Source organism: Kosakonia sp. MUSA4 (genome assembly GCF_013085925.1).
Classification (GTDB): Bacteria; Pseudomonadota; Gammaproteobacteria; order Enterobacterales; family Enterobacteriaceae; genus Kosakonia; species Kosakonia sacchari_B.
Map to the genome: position 1 here is coordinate 647,003 of NZ_CP025697.1, position 17,369 is coordinate 664,371.

Here is a 17,369-nt window from a genome sequence, read left to right on the forward strand (position 1 = left end):
ACAGGCACAAAACGGAGAGAAATTATGTTTGAACCGATGGAATTAACCAACGACGCGGTGATTAAAGTCATCGGCGTCGGTGGCGGCGGTGGCAACGCCGTAGAGCATATGGTGCGCGAGCGCATTGAGGGTGTTGAGTTCTTCGCTGTAAATACCGACGCGCAGGCGTTGCGTAAAACGGCGGTGGGGCAAACCATTCAGATCGGCGGTGGTATCACCAAAGGTCTGGGCGCTGGAGCAAACCCTGAAGTTGGTCGCAATGCGGCTGAAGAAGATCGTGAAGCCCTGCGCGCTGCGCTCGAAGGCGCTGACATGGTCTTTATCGCGGCAGGCATGGGTGGTGGTACCGGTACCGGTGCGGCTCCTGTCGTGGCTGAAGTCGCTAAAGATTTAGGTATCCTGACGGTTGCTGTGGTGACCAAGCCTTTCAATTTTGAAGGCAAGAAGCGCATGGCATTTGCTGAGCAGGGTATCACTGAGCTGTCCAAACATGTGGACTCGCTGATTACTATCCCGAACGACAAGTTACTGAAAGTGCTTGGCCGTGGTATTTCTCTGCTCGATGCATTCGGTGCAGCGAACGATGTACTGAAAGGCGCTGTACAGGGTATCGCTGAACTGATTACTCGTCCGGGCCTGATGAACGTTGACTTTGCTGACGTGCGCACCGTAATGTCCGAAATGGGCTACGCGATGATGGGCTCCGGTGTGGCCAGCGGTGAAGATCGTGCGGAAGAAGCGGCAGAAATGGCGATTTCCAGCCCGCTGCTGGAAGATATTGATCTCTCTGGCGCTCGTGGTGTACTGGTTAACATTACTGCTGGCTTCGACCTGCGTCTGGATGAGTTCGAAACGGTGGGTAACACTATCCGTGCTTTCGCATCTGATAACGCGACTGTGGTTATCGGTACGTCCCTTGATCCGGATATGAACGATGAACTGCGTGTGACCGTCGTTGCGACAGGTATTGGCATGGACAAACGTCCAGAAATCACGCTGGTGACCAACAAACAGGCGCAGCAGCCCGTGATGGATCGCTATCAGCAGCACGGCATGCAGCCGATGCAACAGGAGCAGAAACCGGCGAAAGTGGTTAACGACAATACGCCGCAAACCACTAAAGAACCTGATTATCTGGATATTCCGGCGTTCCTGCGTAAGCAAGCGGACTAAGAATTTACTGGAAGTTGGGCTTCTTCGCTCTTTGTGCTAAACTGCCCCACCGATTGTGTTATACACTTCGGATGGATTGGTAATAAGGCGAGATTATACGATGATCAAACAAAGGACTCTTAAACGTATCGTTCAGGCGACTGGCGTCGGTTTACATACCGGCAAGAAAGTCACACTGACGTTGCGCCCTGCGCCGGCAAATACCGGGGTCATCTATCGTCGCACTGACTTGAATCCACCGGTAGATTTTCCGGCTGATGCTAAATCTGTGCGTGATACTATGCTCTGTACTTGTCTGGTCAATGAGCATGACGTGCGGATTTCCACCGTTGAGCACTTAAATGCTGCTCTGGCGGGGCTGGGTATCGACAACATTATTGTTGAAGTCGATGCGCCGGAAATTCCCATTATGGATGGCAGTGCTGCACCTTTCGTTTATCTGCTACTGGATGCAGGGATCGAAGAGCTTAACAGCGCCAAAAAATTCGTTCGTATCAAAGATACGGTGCGTGTTGAAGACGGTGATAAATGGGCTGAGTTCAAACCACACAATGGTTTCACGCTCGACTTTACCATCGATTTTAACCACCCGGCGATTGATGCAAGCACTCAACGCTATGCGATGAACTTCTCTGCCGACGCATTTATGCGCCAGATTAGTCGTGCGCGTACCTTCGGTTTCATGCGTGATATCGAATACCTCCAGTCCCGCGGTCTGTGCCTGGGCGGTAGCTTCGATTGTGCCATCGTAGTTGACGATTATCGCGTACTGAACGAAGACGGGCTTCGTTTCGAAGATGAATTTGTTCGCCATAAAATGCTGGATGCTATCGGCGACTTGTTCATGTGTGGTCACAATATCATTGGTGCGTTTACCGCATATAAATCTGGCCACGCATTAAACAACAAACTGTTGCAGGCTGTTCTGGCAAAACAGGAAGCCTGGGAATATGTGACCTTCGAAGACGACGCCGAATTGCCGCTGGCATTTAAAGCACCGTCAACGGTTCTGGCATAACGCCATAACCACAAAATCGACTGGTTAACCTGGCACTCTCTCCGGTCAGGGAAACCAGTCGTTTTTTATTGTTTTTTTCCCACCAGACCTTTCTCCTGCCTCAGTGTAGAACTTTCTCTTTTTTCGCTTTGAGCGATGTGTTTGCTGCTTTCCTGGTCAATTTTGCCCTTCTGAAGCCTGAATACTACTGCGGTGCTGGCGGCTTTAGTGGTAAGATTTGGGCGCAAAATGGCACCGACAGAAGCAAAATCGGACAAGCGTGATTTTTGGGGTGGAGCAGGTGAACGGAATACTGACGTGCTGGCGACAATTTGGCAGACGCTATTTCTGGCCGCATCTCTTATTAGGGATGGTCGCGGCGAGTTTTGGCTTGCCTGCATTTGCCGGTAGCGCTGAGCCACATCAGCCTGCGCGTGAAACGACCCGCAATCACGATGGCGTCAATAACGTCAATTTCACCAGTTTCTCCTTGCTGGAAGCGAAACGGCGTCCGAATTTTACTGTCGATTACTGGCATCAGCACGCCATTCGTACCGTGATCCGTCATCTTTCGTTCGCTATGGCGCCTCAGGCGCTACCTGTAGCAACGGAAGAGCCATTACCCATTCAGGCACATCATCTGGCATTGCTGGATTCGCTCAGCGCACTGCTGATGCTGGAAAGCAAGCCGCCGACGATTGTCCGTCTGGCTGTTTATATCCCTTCTACGCCGCAAGCCGCGTTTAGCGTGCCCGCCTGGGTGAGCCAGGTGCAGGGTATTCGCGCAGGCCCTCAACGCATCAGCTAAAAAAAGAGCCCTTTATCCATTTTTTAGTTCCGCCGAGCGGAGCGTTTGAGATTTTTATTATGCTAATCAATTTATTAACGAAAGTATTCGGTAGCCGCAACGATCGTACACTGCGTCGCATGCGTAAAGTTGTCGTTCAGATTAATGCCATGGAACCGGCCATGGAGCAGCTCAGTGATGAAGAGCTGAAAGGTAAAACCGCAGAGTTTCGCGCCCGTCTGGAAAAAGGCGAGGCGGTAGATAATCTGTTGCCTGAAGCTTTTGCGGTGGTTCGCGAAGCGAGCAAGCGCGTGTTTGGCATGCGCCACTTTGACGTACAGTTATTGGGCGGTATGGTACTGAACGATCGCTGCATCGCGGAGATGCGTACTGGTGAAGGTAAAACCCTGACAGCGACGCTGCCGGCTTACCTGAATGCCCTGAGCGGTAAAGGCGTCCACGTTGTGACGGTGAACGATTATCTGGCGCAGCGCGATGCCGAAAACAACCGTCCATTGTTTGAGTTCCTCGGCCTGACAGTCGGTATTAACCTGCCAGGTATGCCTGCTGTTGCCAAGCGTGAAGCTTACGCTGCCGATATTACCTACGGCACCAACAACGAGTACGGCTTTGACTACCTGCGCGATAACATGGCGTTCAGCCCTGAAGAGCGCGTACAGCGTAAACTGCACTATGCGCTGGTGGATGAGGTTGACTCCATTCTCATCGATGAAGCGCGCACCCCGCTGATCATCTCTGGGCCTGCAGAAGACAGCTCTGAACTCTACAAAAAAGTGAACAAAATCATTCCTTACCTGGTTCGCCAGGAGAAAGAAGATTCTGACACTTTCCAGGGCGAAGGCCACTTCTCGGTGGATGAGAAAGCGCGTCAGGTAACGCTGACCGAACGCGGCCTGGTGCTGATTGAAGAGCTGCTGGTAAAAGAAGGCATCATGGACGAGGGCGAGTCACTCTACTCCCCGGCCAATATTATGCTGATGCACCACGTCACCGCTGCGCTGCGTGCTCATGCACTGTTCACCCGCGACGTGGATTACATTGTTAAAGATGGCGAAGTGATCATCGTTGATGAACATACCGGCCGTACCATGCAAGGGCGTCGCTGGTCTGACGGTCTGCATCAGGCTGTTGAAGCCAAAGAAGGCGTGGAAATCCAGAATGAAAACCAGACGCTGGCTTCCATTACCTTCCAGAACTATTTCCGTCTGTATGAAAAACTGGCCGGTATGACCGGTACGGCAGATACCGAAGCATTTGAATTCAGCTCGATCTACAAACTGGATACGGTTGTTGTACCGACAAACCGCCCGATGATCCGTAAAGATATGGCGGATCTGGTCTACATGACCGAAGCGGAAAAAATCCAGGCCATTATCGAAGATATTAAAGAGCGTACCGCCAAGGGCCAACCGGTGCTGGTGGGGACTATCTCCATTGAAAAATCAGAGGTTGTCTCTCAGGAACTGACCAAAGCGGGTATCAAGCACAACGTGCTGAACGCCAAATTCCACGCCAAAGAGGCGGATATCGTTGCTCAGGCGGGTTACCCTGGCACGGTAACCATTGCCACCAACATGGCGGGTCGTGGTACGGATATCATGCTGGGCGGTAGCTGGCAGGCAGAACTGGCTGAGATTGAAAATCCGACCGAAGAGCAAATCGCAAAAGTGAAAGCGGACTGGCAGGTACGCCATGATGCCGTACTGGCCTCTGGCGGCCTGCACATTATCGGTACTGAGCGTCACGAATCTCGTCGTATCGATAACCAGTTGCGCGGTCGTTCCGGTCGTCAGGGCGATGCCGGTTCTTCCCGTTTCTACCTCTCCATGGAAGATGCGCTGATGCGTATTTTCGCCTCCGATCGTGTTTCCGGCATGATGCGTAAGCTGGGGATGAAACCGGGCGAAGCGATTGAGCACCCGTGGGTTACGAAGGCGATTGCCAACGCGCAGCGTAAAGTGGAAAGCCGCAACTTCGATATTCGTAAGCAACTGCTGGAATATGATGATGTTGCCAACGATCAGCGCCGTGCTATTTATACCCAGCGTAACGAACTGCTGGATGTGTCTGACGTGAGCGAAACCATTAACAGCATTCGCGAGGACGTTTTCAAAGCTACCATCGACGCGCATATTCCGCCGCAGTCTCTGGAAGAGATGTGGGATATCCCGGGTCTGCAGGAACGCCTGAAAAACGACTTCGATCTCGATCTGCCGATTGCGGAATGGCTGGATAAAGAGCCGGATCTGCATGAAGAGACGTTGCGCGAGCGCATCCTGCAGAACGCCATTGAAACTTACCAGCGCAAAGAAGACGTGGTAGGTGCGGAAATGATGCGTCACTTTGAAAAAGGCGTGATGTTGCAGACGCTGGATTCCCTGTGGAAAGAGCATCTGGCAGCCATGGATTACCTGCGTCAGGGTATCCATCTGCGTGGCTACGCGCAAAAAGATCCGAAGCAGGAGTACAAACGCGAATCCTTCGCCATGTTTGCCGCGATGCTGGAGTCGCTGAAATATGAAGTGATCAGCACGCTGAGCAAGGTGCAGGTGCGTATGCCGGAAGAAGTGGAAGCGATGGAGCAGCAGCGTCGCCAGGAAGCTGAGCGTCTGGCGCAAATGCAACAGTTGAGTCATCAGGATGATGAATCTGCAGCGGCCGCGGAACTTGCTGCGCAGACGGGCGAGCGTAAAGTGGGTCGTAACGATCCATGCCCTTGCGGTTCGGGTAAAAAATACAAACAGTGCCACGGCCGTTTAGCATAACCTTTTGATAAAAATGTAAAAGGCGCAGATATCTGCGCCTTTTTTATGGAGCCTGCCTAATGAAAATACTCAACATCGCAGTCGGGATCATTCGCAACCCGCAAGGAGAAATCTTTATTACGCGCCGTGCTGCGGATGCGCACATGGCGAATAAACTGGAGTTTCCGGGCGGTAAAATAGAAGAGGGCGAAACGCCCGAACAGGCGATGAGCCGTGAATTACAGGAAGAAGTCGGCATTACGCCGCTGAATGCAACACTGTTTGATAAGCTGGAGTATCAGTTTCCCGATCGCCATATCACGCTGTGGTTCTGGCTGGTTGAGAGCTGGGAAGGGGAGCCGTGGGGAAAAGAGGGGCAGCCGGGAGAGTGGATAGCACAACAGATGCTGAAAGCGGAAGATTTCCCGCCGGCTAACGAACCCATTATTACCCGGCTGGCGCAGCGTTAAGCGGTGCGCCAGCGGTAAAAACATTACTGTTGCTCTTCGCTCCATTCATCGCTGTCTGACAGGTCGCCAGAGCTGGGGATGCGTTTCTCTTCCGTTGCCCACTCTCCCAGATCGATGAGCTGGCAGCGTTTGCAACAGAAGGGGCGAAACGGGCTGATTTCGCCCCAGACGACAGATTTCCCGCAGGTTGGGCAGTTAACAATGGTTGTTTCAGTCATATTGGCTCCTTAACAACAGGCCAGTTCAAAATCCAGCCGTTCCGGCACGATCCCGTTTTCGCTGTCGAGGGGTAAAAAGCGGATAGCAAAACGGCTTTTATGCCCGGAAATTTGCGGATACAGACGATCCCGCAGCGTCAGTTTCAGACGCAGTAAATCGGCATCTTCGCCATTATCCTGATAAAAACCATTCAGGCTGGTCTGATGGCGGAACGGCGCGGCATTGCGGATCAGATCGAGGATTAATTGCAGCGTTGCTTTGAGCGGATCGAGACTTTCCAGCCAGACCGCGACCTGCGCATCACGTTGCTCCTGCGGCAAATGCAGCCACATGTGCAGCGTGGGCAGATCAAAGCTGCAACACCCGCCGGGGATACTCAGACGCTGGCGCACCAGCGCAATTAATCGGTCTTCACGTAAAAGCTGACCAATGCGTGGCGCAGCCATCAGGATATTGCTGCTCTGTTTCAGTTGCTGGCGCAGGGATTCGATACGGTTGAGATCCACTCCCTCTACTTCGCTCCAGGCACGCAATTTTCGCTGCTGACGTTCCAGCTCTTTCAGTAATTCCGTACGCGTATCACCGCGTTCGAACACATCCAGTAAATCACCGACGTTACGGAAAAAGTGCAACGCATCAGCATGGTCGCCCAACGGTAAACGGGCGGTGAGTTGCTGAAGCAGAAATTCGACACGCAGCCAGGTGCGCATCTTCTCGTTAAGCGGGTGTTCAAAAAGGATGTGGGTGTGCATTACGGTTTTTCCTGTGATACGGCCTGTGAAGCATATTCCAGATACGCTGAGTGCAGGCGGGCAACATCCGATGCTATCGCACCTGGTGCGCCATTATTATCAATAACATCGTCAGCGACGGCAAGCCGCGCTTCGCGTGTGGCCTGGGCAGCAAGAATATGCTCTGCATGTTCGCGACTAACGCCATCACGCTGCGTGGTGCGTGCAATTTGAGTCTCAACCGGGACATCCACCACCAAAACCCGATCGGCTTTACGATATAGCTGGTTTTCCACCAGCAGGGGAACAACCCACAGTACATAAGGCGACGTTGCCTGCGCAATCTCACGCTGGGTCTGCTGATGAATTAGCGGATGGAGCAGACCATTGAGCCACTCTTTATCAGCTGGAGAAGCAAAAATACGTTCACGTAATGCCCGACGGTTTAGCGAGCCGTCGGCGAGGAGCATTCCTGCCCCAAAACGTGCTGTAATGGCGCTTAATGCTTGCGAACCCGGTTTCACGACCTGACGCGCAATAATATCCGCATCGACAACGTTAACCCCAAGCTGTGCGAAAGCATCCGCTACGGTGCTTTTCCCACTGCCGATGCCACCGGTTAACGCGACCGTATACCCCATAACACCTCATCCCAAAATGGGTCTGCCTGACATCACAATCCACGTTCTCTTTCGCCATACTCATGGCACTTTTTTATCGCCTGCAAAAGGGAAGAAAAACGCAAAAGGTTGAATATATTTATTAATATAATCAACGTGTTGTGAATTAATCAAGCGACAATGAAATCGATTAACCTAAACTTGCCGATTCACCAGGTAAATTTATAGGATTGTAGCGTAAAAAAAGAGAAATTCGCAGTCTTGCGCAGCCCTTATTAGCGCGTATGATAGCGTCACTGGAGTTGTGAGTTTGTATTTTTGCCATTAACCCCAGGAATCCGCACATGCGTATCGAAGAAGATCTGAAGCTAGGTTTCAAAGACGTTCTTATCCGCCCTAAACGCTCTACCCTTAAAAGCCGTTCCGATGTTGAGCTGGAACGCGAGTTTACCTTCAAGCATTCAGGAATGAACTGGTCCGGCGTACCCATTATTGCCGCGAATATGGACTCGGTTGGCACGTTTATGATGGCAAAAGCGCTGGCCTCATTCGACATTCTCACTGCCGTGCATAAACACTATTCCGTTGAAGACTGGAAAGGTTTTGTTGAGCGCGAATCTGCGGATGTGCTGTGTCATGTAATGGTTTCCACCGGAACATCTGATGCCGATTTTGATAAGACAAAACAGATCCTTGCGCTGCATCCCGCGCTGAATTTTGTCTGCATTGATGTGGCGAATGGCTATTCCGAGCATTTTGTACAGTTTGTTGCGAAAGCGCGTGAAGCCTGGCCGAATAAAACCATCTGCGCCGGTAACGTTGTGACGGGGGAAATGTGTGAAGAGCTGATCCTCTCCGGCGCTGATATCGTTAAAGTGGGTATTGGCCCGGGTTCTGTCTGCACCACGCGCGTGAAAACCGGCGTTGGCTATCCGCAGCTTTCTGCGGTGATCGAATGTGCGGATGCTGCGCATGGCCTGGGTGGACAGATTGTCAGCGATGGCGGTTGCACCGTTCCAGGCGACGTAGCGAAAGCTTTCGGCGGCGGCGCAGATTTCGTGATGCTGGGCGGTATGCTGGCCGGCCATGAAGAGAGCGGCGGCACCGTGGTTGAAGAAAATGGTGAAAAATTCATGCTGTTCTATGGCATGAGCTCTGAATCTGCAATGAATCGCCACGTTGGCGGCGTTGCCGGTTACCGTGCTGCAGAAGGTAAAACCGTCAAGCTGGCGCTGCGTGGGCCTGTAGAAAATACTGCGCGCGACATTTTGGGCGGTCTGCGCTCGGCCTGCACTTACGTTGGCGCGTCTCGTCTGAAAGAGCTGACCAAACGCACGACCTTCATTCGCGTTCAGGAACAGGAAAACCGCGTTTTCAACAGCCTGTGATCGCTAAACAGGCGCAGCGTTATGCCGCGCCTGTGCTCACCTCGCACCGCTCATCGCATCCCCCAGATGGAAGATGGGCAGGTACATTGCCACAACCAGCACCCCGATAATCAATCCTGTTGCCACCAGCAACAACGGCTCAAGCACGGCTGCCAGACCATCCGCCTGACGCTGAGTTTGTTCGCTGTGATGCTGTGCCAGGTTGTGCAGCATCGTATCCAGCGCGCCGGAAACTTCGCCAGTGCGAATCAACTGAATACACAGGGTCGGGAATTCACCGCTTTCTTTCAGGGCGGCGGCTATCGACATACCCTGAGTTATCTCCTGATGCGCCCGTTGCAGGATATCGCGCCAGTACGGGCAGGTAAGCGTCTCTTTAACACTTTCCAGCCCCTGTAAAAAGGCGATACCCGCACGCTGCGTCAGCGACAGGACGGTAAATATCTGGCTGAGCCGCTGCCCGCGTATCAACTGACCCATCACCGGAGTGGCCAGTAGCAGCCGCTGTCGGTAACGAAGCCAGCCGGGGTGATGACGTAGCGACCTCATGACGCCGAGTACCAACGCGATAAATACTATCAACGGCAGGGCGCAGCGCTGCATAACGTCAGCGGTGGCAATGACTCCCCGCGTGAGCGCCGGAAGCGGTGTGTTAAACGTCTGGTAGATGGCCGAGAACTCGGGTAATACCAGATATATCATTGCCAGCACCACTGCTGCCGTCAGGGAGAGGATGATCAGCGGATAACGAAGCGCTTTTTTCACTTTCAACGCCAGCTCCCTTTGCGCTTGCTGCTGGCTAACGAGCTTGAAGCAGCACTCATCCAGTTTGCCGGTTAACTCGCCGGTGCGAATCATCGCCAGCCAGAGCGGAGGAAACACATCAGGCCACTGGCGTAGCGCAGCCGAAAATGTTTCTCCCTGCTCCAGCGTTTGTGCCAGCTGGCGCAACAGCGCCTGCCACTGTCTGGCGGGGTGTTGCTCCGCCAGCAGTTGTAACCCTTCCGGTAATGTCAGCCCGGCCTGCAGAAGAGTGGCAAGTTGCTGCAAAACGGAGCATCCATGCTCCGCTTGCCAGAGCGCGCGACGTACCGGACAGCGTTTCAGCGACAGCAGATGGATTTGCCGCTGATGCAACAGTAACACCACGCTGTCGCGATTTTCGTTCCAGTGTGTACCGCTTTGCAGGGCGCCGCTGTCATCAAGCCCGGACCACAGCCAAAGGTGTTTACTCGCCATCCGGAAAACCCAGGATGCGTACCAGTTCGTCAAAGGTGGTCAACCCTTGTTCCACGGCCTGGCAGCCATGCTCAAACAGCGTGGTCATGCCACTTTGTCGCGCCAGTAGCCCAATCTCTTCCGCGCCCATATTGCCAGCAATGGCCTGGCGTATTTCCGGTGTGATGGTGAGGACTTCAAACAGCGCCAGTCGCCCGTAAAAACCGTGATAGCACTGTTCACAGCCTTCGGCCCGCCAGCGCGGCAACGGACGTGGCCATAGCGTACCGGGAAGATGGATATTCTCCACGGCAAGTTTTCGACAGTGCGGGCAGAGCTTACGCACCAGGCGTTGCGCTACCACCAGCGACAGTGCTGAGGAGATCATCCAGCGGGCAACGCCCATTTGTTGAATGCGTACCAGCGTTTCGCTGGTGGAGTTAGTGTGCAGCGTCGACAGTACCAGATGCCCGGTCTGGGAGGCTTTTATCGCAATTTCGGCGGTTTCGCCATCGCGAATTTCGCCAATCATGATGATGTCCGGATCCTGGCGTAACAGGGCGCGTAATACGCTTTGAAAAGTCAGCCCGCTGCGCGGATTGATTTGTGTCTGCGTTAGCCCGGCGAGCGGGATCTCGACGGGATCTTCCACACTCGCAATGTTAACTTCTGGTTTATTTCGCGCCTGCAATGCGCTGTAAAGCGTAATGGTTTTACCGCTGCCTGTCGGGCCGGTAACCAGCAACAATCCTTGCGGCTGCGCCAGTGCGGCGGCAAACAGCGCCCGCTGTTGATCGGTCATTCCCAGCGCTTCCAGTTCCAGCGGCTGATTAACCTGATGCAGCAAGCGCAGAACCACTTTCTCTCCGTGACGGCAGGGCAGAGTGGCGATACGAAACGAGATCGATTGCCCGCAAAGTTCCTGATTGAACTGACCATCTTGCGGCAAACGGTGCTCGGCGATATCGAGATTGCCGAGTACTTTTAGCCTTGCGGTTAGCGTGCTGGCGAGCGTGCCGGGTAGAGGCGAAAGCGCGTGCAGCACGCCATCGACGCGCAGGCGAATGGCATAGTGCGTTTCACCAGGCTCAAAATGGATATCTGAAGCGCGCAGCATCAGCGCTTGTTGAAGCGTATGTTCCACGATCTCCATCGCGGCGGTACTGCTCTCTTCCTGTACCACCGGCCCCCCGGTTTGCGCTGCCATCTGCAAATGTTTATCCATTTGCTCCGGCGTCCAGCAGCGAATATCGACACGCTTCTGGGCGGCAAAGGTGAGAGACTCCATTAATTCGGGGCTGGGTGTTTCAACTACCGCAATCGTTAAGAGATCGTTTTCGCTTTTGAGCACGACCGCATTATGGCGCTGGCATAGCGCACTGAGTTTATCGGGTTTCATTGGCGCTCCTTACTTGCCGGTCCGGAACACATCTTCACAAGCCTGCTGTAGCGAACTGTCTGCCTGAATGTTGCAACTGCGCGCCCAGCCCTGCATTCCATCAGCGTTGCTCCACTGCGGTGTCATTACTACGCTCAGTCCATTCAGGCTCTCCTGCCCGGTTAGCGAGACCACGCCTTTTGTTACGCTCATCGCCGAAACATAGCGGGTAGTGGTGGGGGAAGGTATGCCGTTGCTGCTGGCATCGCAGCTATCCACGCCACCACGATCCAGCGCGCAAAGTTCAACGGCCGTACGGTACGGAATAAACGTTTGCAGCATGTCGGTGAGGGCGGCTTTACGCAGGTAGTTTTGATAGGCGGGAATGCCGATGGCGCTCAGGATCGCAATGATGCCAATCACCACCATCAGTTCGATTAAGGTAAATCCTTGTTGTCGTTTCATTAAACAGCTCCTTATGCAGAGCCGTTACTGTGTCAGCGGATGAATCGGTGGACGAGGGGCAAAAATGATTTTGTGATACTGGCTTCCGGCACTCTTATCGCTTTTGCAAAGTGTCGCATTATTCGTGGAAGGGCGTTCGCAAAAACGGACCAGTGGCCCGTTTCTTTGAAGAGTTGATTCAGCGAAAACGCATCGACAAATCGAGGGCGCGCACATGCTTGGTCAGCGCGCCAACGGAGATATAATCGACGCCGGTTTCGGCGAATTCGCGCAGCGTTTCGTTCGTCACATTGCCGGAAACTTCCAGCCGTGCCTGGCTATTGGTGCGCCTAACTGCTTCGCGCATCTGGTCGGTTTCGAAGTTATCCAGCATGATGATGTCGGCGCCTGCCTTCAGCGCGTCGTCCAGCTCTTCCAGCGTTTCAACTTCCACTTCCACCGGGACATCCGGGTGCAGCCAGAATGCTTTTTCCACCGCCTGGCGAACGGAGCCAGCAGCAATGATATGGTTCTCTTTGATCAGAAACGCGTCGGAAAGGCCCAGACGATGGTTGGCGCCGCCGCCGCACAGCACCGCATATTTCAGTGCGGTGCGCAGGCCCGGCAGCGTTTTACGCGTATCGAGAAGCTGGGTTTTGGTGCCGCTGAGCAGGTCCACATAGCGCCGTACTTCGCTGGCTACGCCGGACAGCGTTTGCACAAAGTTCAACGCCGTGCGCTCACCGGTAAGCAGTACGCGGGAAGGACCTTCCAGTTCAAACAGCGGTTGATCGGCGCGGATCGTGTCGCCGTCTGCAACGTGCCAGGTCAGCGTTACGTCGCTACCAGCTAACTGGATAAAAACCTCTTCAACCCAGCGTTTACCGCAAAATACGCCGTCTTCGCGGGTAATAACCACCGCATGCGAGCGGTTCTCTGGCGGTAATAATTGCGCGGTAATGTCATTGTTAGCGTCAACTTCTCCGCCCAAATCTTCACGCAGCGCCTGGGCGACAGCGGCAGGAATATCCAGTTCGATGCGTTTTTGCAGCGCGTCACGTCGAAGATCGGGGTTATAGCGGCGAGGCGGCATGATAAACTCCAAAAAGGGTAACGAATCACAAAGTTAGGCGATGTCCTGTTCGGGAGACCATTACGGGGCACCGCCCGGACATGCTACTCTGAAGCGTGTTTTAGCACCATCCTCTTAAAGGAGTTCCTTATGCCGTTACGCAAGGGCTGGCTGGTGGAAGCGCGGCACGTGCCGTCTCCCCATTTTGATTGCCGCCCGGACGATGAACAGCCTTCACTGCTGGTGGTACATAATATTAGCCTGCCGCCTGGCAAATTTGGCGGCCCGTGGATAGACGCGTTGTTCACCGGCACGCTCGATCCCGATGCCGATCCCTTTTTCGCCGAAATTGTTCATCTGCGTGTTTCCGCGCACTGCCTGATCCGCCGTGATGGCGAGGTTGTGCAATATGTGCCTTTCGATAAACGCGCCTGGCATGCAGGCGTATCCTCTTATCACGGCCGGGAACGCTGCAATGATTTCTCGATTGGGATTGAGCTTGAAGGCACCGATAACCTGCCGTATACCGACGCGCAGTATCAGCAACTTGCGGCGGTGACGCGAACGCTCATTGAGCTTTATCCGTCGATTGCCAACAATATGACCGGCCACAGCGATATTGCGCCGCAGCGGAAGACCGATCCCGGGCCGGCTTTCGACTGGGCCAGATTCCGTGCGCTGGTCGCCGGCTCGTCAGAAAAGGAGATGCCATGACGTTATTCACCATGCTGCTGGTGCTGGCAGCAGAACGGCTATTTAAACTGGGAGAGCACTGGCAACTGGATCACCGGCTGGAAGTGCTGTTCCGGCGGGTTAAGCGTTACTCCATGTTCCGTACGCTGTTGATGACAGTGCTGGCGATGCTGGTGACCTTTCTGATCCTGCGCGCGCTGCAGGGGCTGTTTTTCAACGTACCGCTGCTGGTGGTCTGGATCCTGATTGGTGTGTTATGCATTGGCGCGGGTAAGGTGCGTCTGCATTACCACGCTTACCTGAAGGCGGCGGCACGTAATGACAGTCATGCCCATAATGCGATGGCGAATGAATTAACGCTGATACATGGCGTACCGCCGGGATGCAGCGAGCGTGAGTTTTTACGCGAACTGCAAAACGCGCTGGTCTGGATCAACTTCCGTTTTTATCTGGCGCCGCTGTTCTGGTTTATTGTCGGCGCATACTGGGGGCCGGTGCTGCTGGCAGGCTATGCGTTCTTGCGGGCCTGGCAGTCGTGGCTGGCACGTTACCAGACGCCTAACGAACGTCAGCAGTCAGGCATTGATGCCATTTTACATGTGCTGGACTGGGTGCCCGTCAGGCTGGCTGGTGTGGTATACGCGCTGGTTGGGCACGGCGAAAAGGCGTTGCCCGCCTGGTTTGCTTCCCTTGGCGACGGTCATACATCGCAATACCAGGTGCTGACGCGCCTCGCGCAGTTCTCACTGGCGCGCGAGCCGCATATGGACAAAGTCGGAACGCCGAAAGCCGCGGTGTCGATGGCGAAGAAAACCTCGCTGGTGCTGGTCGTTGTGGTCGCGTTGTTGACGATTTACGGCACGCTGATCTGATAGCGTGCCGCAGTTTTACTGATTATCCGCAGCCGGGATGCCGAAGTCAGGCATCCCGTTTTCTTGCCAGCGAATCGTTTTCAGACGGGTATGGCGATTAGGATCGTAGAGCGGGTCGCCCTCAATTTCAGTGTAGTTCCGCGCGTGATACACCAGCACATCTTCCCCTTCCGGCGTTTGCGTAAAGCTGTTGTGGCCAGGGCCATACTGACGGTTTTCGTGGCTGGTTTTGAACACCGGCTGCGGTGATTTGTGCCAGTTCTCTGCGAGCTGCGGGTTGGCGGTAATATCAATCCACAACAGCCCCATACAGTAGTTCTCATCAGTCGCGCTGGCCGAGTAACTGATAAACAGCTTGTCGCCGTGGAACAGGGCGGCCGGGCCTTCATTCACCAGAAAACCCCGGCACTCCCAGTCGAATTCCGGCTTGCTCAGCATCAGCGGCTCACCTTTGAGCGTCCATGGATTTTCCATTTCTGCCAGATAGAGGTTGGAGTTTCCCGCGATGTGCGGCGCTTTTTGCGCCCACAGATACCAGCGTTTTCCCTGGTGGACAAAAGTCGTGGCGTCGAGGGCGAAAGTATCAAACGGGGTTTTCACCTGGCCTTTTTCCAGCCATTTTCCGCTGAGCGGATCGGCATCGGCGCACTCCAGCACAAACATGCGATGCTGGAACATATTCAGCGCATCCAGCGCTTTCGTCCAGGTTGCGGCAAAATAGAGATACCATTTACCGTCAATATGATGCAGTTCCGGCGCCCAGATTAGCTCGCTCATCGGCCCACTTTGCGGCTTACGCCACACGACCACGCCTTCGGCATGACGCAGCCCCTCCAGCGTGGTAGCGCGCCGGAGCTCCAGCCGGTCATACTCCGGCACGGAGGCGACAAAATAGTAAACATTCTCGTGGCGCAGAATAAAGGGATCCGCGCGTTGTTCGATAAACGGATTCGGCCACTCTTTCATTATGCTTTCCTTACGTTGTCGCCTGCCGGTACGTGCTGACGATCGGTCAGCTCATGGTAGTTGATGCGACGTTTTTCCAGATCCGCCTGGATCTGTTTCATCAATTCACGGTCAACTTTCAGCAAGCGAACCACGCCTGCGGTGATCAGGTAACCGACGCCCGGGATCACGGTAAACAACAGCATGATGCCGTTGATAGCGCTGGCGCTCTGCTGTTTGGCTCCGGCGTCGTAACCGTACCAGGAGAGCAGAAAACCGACCATTGCGCCGGCGATCGCCAGCCCGACTTTCAGGAAAAACAGGTTGCCGGAAAAGCTGATGCCAGTAATGCGTTTACCGGTTTTCCACTCGCCATAATCGTCAACGTCCGCCATCAGCGACCAGTGCAGCGGGGAAGGGATCTGATGCAGAATATTGAGCAGGAAGTAGAGCACCATGATCAGCGTAGTGGCATGGGGATCAAAGAAGTAGAAGGCACAGGAGAAGAACGCCAGCACGATATTGGTCCAGAAGAAGACTTTCAGTTTGCACCAGCGATCGGTGAGCACCTTCGCCATCATGCTGCCGAGCATCATGCCCACGACGCCGAGGCTGATAAACAGCGTGGCGAAGTGGGTACTTTCGCCCATCACCCAGGTCACGTAATACATAGTGGCAGCCATGCGGATAAAACCTGGGCAGACGTTACACAACGTCAGCAGCAGAATGCGTACCCACTGGTCGTTTTTCCACACATCTTTTAAATCGTTCTTCAGATCGTCATTGGTCGGTACCGCCGGGCGAATACGCTCGCGCACAGTGGCGAAGCAGAACAAAAACATGCACATACCGATAAATGCCAGCACCGCCATCGCCATTTGGTAGCCTTTGGCTTTATCTGCGCCGCCAAACCACTCCGCCATCGGCAGCAGCGTTAACGACAGCAGCAGTGTGGCAATGCCGACCATTACAAAGCGGTACGACTGGCAGGCAACGCGCTCTTTCGGATCGTTGGTAATAACGCCGCCCAGCGAGCAGTAGGGAATATTAATGGCGGTATAGGTGAGCGACAGCAGGAAGTAGGTGACGAAAGCATAGATAACTTTGCTGCTGTAGGCCCAGTCCGGCGTGGTAAACATCAATACGCTGAATACAGCATAGGGAACAGCAATCCACAGTAACCACGGGCGGAAGCGCCCATATTGACTTTGCGTACGGTCAGCGATCGCGCCCATCAGCGGGTCGGTAACCGCATCAATCACACGAATCGACAGCAGCAGTACGCCGACCAGCGCCGGAGCGAGGCCGAAGATATCGGTATAGAAATAGTTAACAAACAGCATGATTGCGCCAAAGATGATGTTACATCCGGCGTCTCCCATGCCATAGCCGATCTTTTCTTTGACAGACAGCCTGTTGTTGTCCATTGCCGCTTCTCCCATTGATATATGGTATGAATTATTCGCCTGCAAATTTTTGTTTGCGTAGCAGAATCAGCGCGGGGAGATGGACAAAATAGCTATGTAAAAGAAAGTGTGAGGAAGGTAACGTTACGAGAACCCCCTCTCCCGCGCGGGGAAAGGGGGGGCAGACAGGG

Annotated in this window: 18 protein-coding genes; 8 read left to right on the forward strand and 10 right to left on the reverse strand. The window is 54.1% G+C overall.

The genetic code is table 11. The features are described from left to right. Nucleotides 1-24 precede the first annotated feature (24 nt). Together ftsZ and lpxC are read left to right on the forward strand one after the other, a co-directional pair. Nucleotides 25-1,173, forward strand: a complete 1,149-nt coding sequence (ftsZ, locus tag C0557_RS03055; protein WP_007373153.1) for a cell division protein FtsZ — start codon at nt 25-27, stop codon at nt 1,171-1,173. A gap of 100 nt (nt 1,174-1,273) precedes the next feature. Further along, nucleotides 1,274-2,191: a UDP-3-O-acyl-N-acetylglucosamine deacetylase gene (gene lpxC / locus C0557_RS03060; protein WP_007373154.1), complete on the forward strand. Its 918-nt coding sequence runs from the start codon at nt 1,274-1,276 to the stop codon at nt 2,189-2,191. A gap of 65 nt (nt 2,192-2,256) precedes the next feature. Here the strand turns inward: lpxC and C0557_RS03065 are convergent, their stop codons facing one another. After that, entirely contained in the window at nt 2,257-2,448 is a 192-nt protein-coding gene (locus C0557_RS03065; RefSeq protein ID WP_208657451.1) for a hypothetical protein, read from the reverse strand. Nucleotides 2,449-2,471: 23 nt separating this feature from the next. On the opposite strand from C0557_RS03065, the gene secM reads away from it, so the two are divergent. From secM to mutT, 3 genes are read left to right on the forward strand one after another with little or no spacing between them, the layout of a single operon-like run. After that, nucleotides 2,472-2,978 carry a secA translation cis-regulator SecM gene (gene secM / locus C0557_RS03070; protein ID WP_208657452.1) on the forward strand — a complete coding sequence of 169 codons (507 nt, stop codon included), beginning with the start codon at nt 2,472-2,474 and terminating at the stop codon, nt 2,976-2,978. Between the two features lie 59 nt (nt 2,979-3,037). Beyond that, the gene (gene secA / locus C0557_RS03075) at nt 3,038-5,743 is read left to right on the forward strand and encodes a preprotein translocase subunit SecA (protein WP_208657453.1); all 2,706 of its coding nucleotides are present in this window, start codon (nt 3,038-3,040) and stop codon (nt 5,741-5,743) included. A 59-nt stretch (nt 5,744-5,802) separates the two neighbouring features. Continuing rightward, on the forward strand, nt 5,803-6,192 hold the full coding sequence (mutT, locus tag C0557_RS03080; protein WP_208657454.1) for an 8-oxo-dGTP diphosphatase MutT: 390 nt from the start codon (nt 5,803-5,805) through the stop codon (nt 6,190-6,192). Between the two features lie 23 nt (nt 6,193-6,215). Here the strand turns inward: mutT and yacG are convergent, their stop codons facing one another. The 3 genes from yacG to coaE are packed head-to-tail and all read right to left on the reverse strand — an operon-like array spanning nt 6,216 to nt 7,783. Further along, nucleotides 6,216-6,410: a DNA gyrase inhibitor YacG gene (yacG, locus tag C0557_RS03085; RefSeq protein WP_074775015.1), complete on the reverse strand. Its 195-nt coding sequence runs from the start codon at nt 6,408-6,410 to the stop codon at nt 6,216-6,218. Between the two features lie 9 nt (nt 6,411-6,419). Beyond that, a complete protein-coding gene (zapD, locus tag C0557_RS03090; RefSeq protein ID WP_208657455.1) occupies nt 6,420-7,163 on the reverse strand; it encodes a cell division protein ZapD in 744 nt (247 codons plus the stop codon). Next, nucleotides 7,163-7,783, reverse strand: coding sequence for a dephospho-CoA kinase (gene coaE, locus C0557_RS03095; RefSeq protein WP_208657456.1), 621 nt, complete (start codon nt 7,781-7,783; stop codon nt 7,163-7,165). The genes zapD and coaE overlap by 1 nt, the downstream gene beginning before the upstream one ends. Before the next feature lie 323 nt (nt 7,784-8,106). On the opposite strand from coaE, the gene C0557_RS03100 reads away from it, so the two are divergent. Beyond that, nucleotides 8,107-9,150 carry a GMP reductase gene (locus tag C0557_RS03100; RefSeq protein WP_074775022.1) on the forward strand — a complete coding sequence of 348 codons (1,044 nt, stop codon included), beginning with the start codon at nt 8,107-8,109 and terminating at the stop codon, nt 9,148-9,150. Nucleotides 9,151-9,186: 36 nt separating this feature from the next. Here C0557_RS03100 and hofC read toward each other — a convergent pair whose 3' ends face one another. The 4 genes from hofC to nadC form a co-directional block, all read right to left on the reverse strand. Then, complete coding sequence (gene hofC / locus C0557_RS03105) at nt 9,187-10,389, reverse strand: protein transport protein HofC (RefSeq protein WP_208657457.1); 1,203 nt, start codon at nt 10,387-10,389, stop codon at nt 9,187-9,189. Continuing rightward, on the reverse strand, nt 10,379-11,767 hold the full coding sequence (gspE, locus tag C0557_RS03110; RefSeq protein WP_074775026.1) for a type II secretion system protein GspE: 1,389 nt from the start codon (nt 11,765-11,767) through the stop codon (nt 10,379-10,381). The genes hofC and gspE overlap by 11 nt, the downstream gene beginning before the upstream one ends. A 9-nt stretch (nt 11,768-11,776) precedes the next feature. Next, nucleotides 11,777-12,211, reverse strand: a complete 435-nt coding sequence (ppdD, locus tag C0557_RS03115; protein WP_074775027.1) for a prepilin peptidase-dependent pilin — start codon at nt 12,209-12,211, stop codon at nt 11,777-11,779. Nucleotides 12,212-12,389: 178 nt separating this feature from the next. After that, nucleotides 12,390-13,283, reverse strand: a complete 894-nt coding sequence (gene nadC / locus C0557_RS03120) for a carboxylating nicotinate-nucleotide diphosphorylase (RefSeq protein WP_208657458.1) — start codon at nt 13,281-13,283, stop codon at nt 12,390-12,392. Between the two features lie 129 nt (nt 13,284-13,412). Between nadC and ampD the strand changes: the two genes are divergently transcribed. Together ampD and ampE are read left to right on the forward strand one after the other, a co-directional pair. After that, nucleotides 13,413-13,976 (forward strand): 1,6-anhydro-N-acetylmuramyl-L-alanine amidase AmpD, encoded by a 564-nt coding sequence (gene ampD, locus C0557_RS03125; RefSeq protein ID WP_007373168.1) that lies wholly within the window; start codon nt 13,413-13,415, stop codon nt 13,974-13,976. Continuing rightward, complete coding sequence (gene ampE / locus C0557_RS03130) at nt 13,973-14,827, forward strand: beta-lactamase regulator AmpE (protein ID WP_208657459.1); 855 nt, start codon at nt 13,973-13,975, stop codon at nt 14,825-14,827. Before ampD ends, ampE begins: the two co-directional genes overlap by 4 nt. A 15-nt stretch (nt 14,828-14,842) precedes the next feature. On the opposite strand, the gene C0557_RS03135 is transcribed toward ampE, so the two are convergent. Both C0557_RS03135 and C0557_RS03140 read right to left on the reverse strand, forming a co-directional pair. Next, a complete protein-coding gene (locus C0557_RS03135) occupies nt 14,843-15,793 on the reverse strand; it encodes a family 43 glycosylhydrolase (RefSeq protein WP_208657460.1) in 951 nt (316 codons plus the stop codon). Further along, complete coding sequence (locus C0557_RS03140; protein WP_208657461.1) at nt 15,793-17,199, reverse strand: glycoside-pentoside-hexuronide (GPH):cation symporter; 1,407 nt, start codon at nt 17,197-17,199, stop codon at nt 15,793-15,795. Before C0557_RS03140 ends, C0557_RS03135 begins: the two co-directional genes overlap by 1 nt. Nucleotides 17,200-17,369 lie beyond the last annotated feature (170 nt).

Excerpts from the sequence above, each read along its gene's own strand:
- ftsZ (WP_007373153.1), top strand. The coding sequence starts at position 25 with ATGTTTGAACCGATGGAATTAACCAACGACGCGGTGATTAAAGTCATC.
- lpxC (WP_007373154.1), top strand. The coding sequence starts at position 1,274 with ATGATCAAACAAAGGACTCTTAAACGTATCGTTCAGGCGACTGGCGTC.
- secA (WP_208657453.1), top strand. The coding sequence starts at position 3,038 with ATGCTAATCAATTTATTAACGAAAGTATTCGGTAGCCGCAACGATCGT.
- mutT (WP_208657454.1), top strand. The coding sequence starts at position 5,803 with ATGAAAATACTCAACATCGCAGTCGGGATCATTCGCAACCCGCAAGGA.
- yacG (WP_074775015.1), bottom strand. The coding sequence starts at position 6,410 with ATGACTGAAACAACCATTGTTAACTGCCCAACCTGCGGGAAATCTGTC.
- zapD (WP_208657455.1), bottom strand. The coding sequence starts at position 7,163 with ATGCACACCCACATCCTTTTTGAACACCCGCTTAACGAGAAGATGCGC.
- coaE (WP_208657456.1), bottom strand. The coding sequence starts at position 7,783 with ATGGGGTATACGGTCGCGTTAACCGGTGGCATCGGCAGTGGGAAAAGC.
- C0557_RS03100 (WP_074775022.1), top strand. The coding sequence starts at position 8,107 with ATGCGTATCGAAGAAGATCTGAAGCTAGGTTTCAAAGACGTTCTTATC.
- hofC (WP_208657457.1), bottom strand. The coding sequence starts at position 10,389 with ATGGCGAGTAAACACCTTTGGCTGTGGTCCGGGCTTGATGACAGCGGC.
- gspE (WP_074775026.1), bottom strand. The coding sequence starts at position 11,767 with ATGAAACCCGATAAACTCAGTGCGCTATGCCAGCGCCATAATGCGGTC.
- ppdD (WP_074775027.1), bottom strand. The coding sequence starts at position 12,211 with ATGAAACGACAACAAGGATTTACCTTAATCGAACTGATGGTGGTGATT.
- nadC (WP_208657458.1), bottom strand. The coding sequence starts at position 13,283 with ATGCCGCCTCGCCGCTATAACCCCGATCTTCGACGTGACGCGCTGCAA.
- ampD (WP_007373168.1), top strand. The coding sequence starts at position 13,413 with ATGCCGTTACGCAAGGGCTGGCTGGTGGAAGCGCGGCACGTGCCGTCT.
- ampE (WP_208657459.1), top strand. The coding sequence starts at position 13,973 with ATGACGTTATTCACCATGCTGCTGGTGCTGGCAGCAGAACGGCTATTT.
- C0557_RS03135 (WP_208657460.1), bottom strand. The coding sequence starts at position 15,793 with ATGAAAGAGTGGCCGAATCCGTTTATCGAACAACGCGCGGATCCCTTT.
- C0557_RS03140 (WP_208657461.1), bottom strand. The coding sequence starts at position 17,199 with ATGGACAACAACAGGCTGTCTGTCAAAGAAAAGATCGGCTATGGCATG.